Source organism: Demequina sp. (assembly GCF_016278775.1).
Lineage (GTDB): Bacteria > Actinomycetota > Actinomycetes > Actinomycetales > Demequinaceae > Demequina.
Window position 1 is genome coordinate 1 of record NZ_JADQBF010000105.1, and the last position, 3,445, is coordinate 3,445.

At 67.3% G+C, this 3,445-nt stretch carries 1 protein-coding gene; it reads left to right on the forward strand.

Annotated elements, in window-relative coordinates; all coding sequences use genetic code 11:
- Positions 1 to 19: 19 nt before the first annotated feature.
- The coding region (locus QZZ33_RS11490; RefSeq protein WP_291380156.1) for a nitrate reductase subunit alpha at positions 20 to 3,445 on the forward strand (3,426 nt) is incomplete at its 3' end.

Consider the following 3,445-nt stretch of genomic DNA (forward strand, 5'->3'; position numbering starts at 1 on the left):
CCCACCGAATAGGACACTCATGACGACGACGTCAGACCGTTCCAGCGGCATTGCCGGCAGTTTTCTGGTCAACGCAGGCCGGTTCTTCACGCCAGGCAAGGTGTCCGACGACCTGCGCACGGTGACCCGCGAGGGCGGACGGGACGCCGACGCGTTCTACCGCGACCGCTGGAGCCACGACAAGATCGTGCGCAGCACGCACGGCGTGAACTGCACCGGTTCGTGCTCCTGGAAGGTCTACGTCAAGGACGGCGTGATCACGTGGGAGACGCAGCAGACCGACTACCCCTCCGTGGGCGCTGACAGCCCCGAATACGAGCCCCGCGGCTGCCCCCGCGGCGCCGCCTTCTCTTGGTACACCTACTCCCCCACGCGCGTGCGCTACCCGTACATTCGCGGCGTGCTGCTCGAGGCCTACCGGGCCGCCAAGCGCGAGCACCCTGATCCCGTGGACGCGTGGAAGGCAGTGGTGAGCGACCCCGAGACGCGCCAGCGCTATCACCGTGCCCGCGGCAAGGGCGGGCTGGTGCGCGCCTCGTGGGACGAGGCCAAGGAGATCGTGGCTGCGGCCCACGTGCACACCATCAAGGAGCACGGGCCCGACCGCGTGTTCGGCTTCTCCCCCATCCCCGCCATGTCGATGGCCTCCCACGCGGCAGGCGGCCGCTTCATCAGCATGCTGGGCGGCTCGATGCTCAGCTTCTACGACTGGTACGCGGACCTCCCCGTCGCCTCGCCACAGGTGTTCGGCGACCAGACAGACGTGCCGGAGTCGGCCGACTGGTGGAACGCGTCGTACCTCATCATGTGGGGCGCCAACGTGCCGGTCACGCGCACCCCTGACGCCCACTTCATGGCGGAGGCGCGCTACCGCGGCCAGAAGGTGGTCACCGTCTCGCCCGACTACGCGGACAACACCAAGTTTGCCGACGAGTGGATGAGCCCTCACCCCGGCACCGACGGCGCGCTCGCCATGGCGATGGGTCACGTGGTGCTCAAGGAGTTCTTCATCGAGCGCCAGGTGCCGCGCTTTGTCGAGTACGTCAAGAAGTACAGCGACCTGCCCTTCCTGGTGAGCCTCAAGGAGAAGGACGGCGCGTGGGTGCCCGACAAGTTCGTCACGGCCTCCGACCTGGGCGATACCAGCGAGAACGCTCATTTCAAGACCGTGCTGATCGACTCGGCCACCGGCGCTCCCCACGTGCCGAACGGCTCGCTGGGCCACCGCTTTGGCGAGGAAGGCGTCGGCAAGTGGAACCTCGACCTGGAGGGCGTCGAGCCGGCGCTGTCGCTGTTCGAGGCGAGCGACACCGAGGTGGCGGAGCTGCTACTGCCCCGCTTCGACCTTGGCCAAGAGCACAACGAGGGCGGCGGCGTGCACAGCCGCGGAGTGCCCGCGGGGCGGCTCAACACCGTCAACGGCGAGCGCCTTGTCACCACGGTGTTCGACCTCATGCTCGCGCAATACGGAGTGGGCCGCGAGGGCCTGCCGGGCGACTGGCCCACCGGCTACGACGACCCGACGCCGTACACGCCTGCGTGGCAAGAGGAGATCACCGGGGTGCCTGCAGCGATGGCCGAGCGCATCGGCCGCGAGTTCGCGCAGAACGCCGAGGACTCGGGCGGCCGCTCGATGATCATCCTGGGCGCGGGCACCAACCACTGGTTCCACTCGGACGAGACCTACCGCACATTCCTCGCGCTCATCACGCTCACCGGTTGCCAAGGCGTCAACGGCGGCGGCTGGGCGCACTACGTGGGCCAAGAGAAGTGCCGCCCCGTCACCGGCTGGGCGACCCTCGCGTTCGGACTCGACTGGATGAGGCCCCCGCGCCAGATGATCGGCACGGCGTTCTGGTACGTCAACACCGGCCAATGGCGCTACGACAACATGGGGCCAGACGCGATCTCCTCTCCCCTGGGCGAGGGCCGCTTCAAGGGACTGAAATCCATCGACGCGATCGCGCAGTCGGCGCGCTCGGGCTGGATGCCGTCGTACCCCACCTTCAATCGCAGCAGCCTTGACCTGGGCGACGACGTGGTGGCGTCTGGCAAGACCGCCGGCGAGTACATGAAGGACAAGTTGCTGTCCGGCGAGGTCAACTTCGCTGTCGAGGACCCGGACGCTGAACAGAACTGGCCGCGCGTGCTCACCGTCTGGCGTGCCAACCTCATCGGCTCCTCGTCCAAGGGCAACGAGTACTTCCTGCACCACCTGCTGGGCGCGGACAGCTCCATCCGTGCCGAGGAGGCGCCGGAGGACTCGCGCCCACGGGATGTCACGTGGCGCGAGGCCGCAGAGGGAAAGCTCGACCTGCTGGTCAGCATGGACTACCGCATGACGTCCACCGGGCTGTACAGCGACGTGCTCTTCCCCGCCGCCACCTGGTACGAGAAGCACGACCTGTCGAGCACCGACATGCACCCGTTCGTGCACGCCTTCACCCCAGCGATCAACCCGCCGTGGGAGACCAAGAGCGACTACGACACGTTCCAGGAGCTCGCGCGCTCCGTCACGGACCTGTCGGTCGGTCACCTGGGCAAGCGCACCGACCTGGTGGCCGTGCCCCTGCTCCACGACACGGCCGACGCCATGGCGCTACCCAGCGGCATCGTCGGCGATTGGAAGACGGGTGAGGTCGACCTGATCCCCGGCAAGACCGCGCCCAAGTTTGTGCTGGTCGAGCGGGACTACTCGCAGTTTGCGGACAAGATGTCGGCGCTCGGCCCGCTCGTGGAGAAGCTCGGCACCAACACCAAGGGCGTGGCGGTGTTCCCCAAGCAAGAGGTGGAGCTGCTGGGAAGCATCAACGGCGTCATCCCGAATGGCCCGGCGGCCGGGCGTCCGTCGCTCGTCACCTCGGTGCACGCGTGCGAGACGATCCTCGCGCTGTCGGGCACCACCAATGGGCGCGTGTCCGTCGAGGGCTTCAGGGATCTGGAGAAGCGCACCGGTCAGCGCCTGGCGGACCTCGCGGAGGATCACGAGGGAAGCCGCATCACGTTTGCTGACACGCAAGCGCGTCCCGTTCCCGTGATCACCAGTCCCGAGTGGTCCGGCAGTGAGCACGGCGGGCGCCGCTACACCGCGTTTGCGATCAACGTGGAGCGACTCAAGCCGTGGCACACGCTCACGGGACGTCAGCACTTCTTCCTCGACCACGACTGGATGACCGAACTGGGCGAAAACCTGCCCACCTATCGACCGCCGCTCAACATGCACCGCATCTTCGGCGACCAGCAAACCGGCGTCGGCCGGGAAGTGACCGTGCGCTACCTGACCCCCCACTCGAAGTGGTCGATCCACTCGAACTACCAGGACAACCAGTACATGCTGTCGCTGTCGCGCGGCGGGCCCGACATCTGGATGAGCGTGGAGGACGCCGAGCTGATCGGCGTCAAGGACAACGAGTGGATCGAGGCGTACAACCGCAACGGCGTGGTG